1 tRNA gene is annotated in these 214 nt (G+C 56.1%); it reads left to right on the top strand.

The features are described 5' to 3' along the window. The first annotated feature begins 45 nt into the window (after positions 1-45). Positions 46-119 (top strand) — tRNA-Asn (locus tag AC5ZG5_RS46705). Positions 120-214 lie beyond the last annotated feature (95 nt).

The raw sequence follows: 214 nt of genomic DNA on the forward strand, positions 1-214 counted from the left end.
TCGACCATCGTCGATCAATTTTGTTCCTTGCTCAGCCGAAAAGATTGGAGAGTGGCGCAGCGGTAGCGCAGGGCACCATTAATGCCATGGTCGCAGGTTCGAATCCTCCTCTTCAGCCAACTAACGCGGAACGGCGAGCTTATCGTGGCAGTCGATGAGCGGATGGTTTCAGCCATTGGCTCAGTTGCGCTCCAGTCTCGGCTTGCCGTGCTCT

The organism is Bradyrhizobium sp. Ses1, assembly GCF_059512365.1.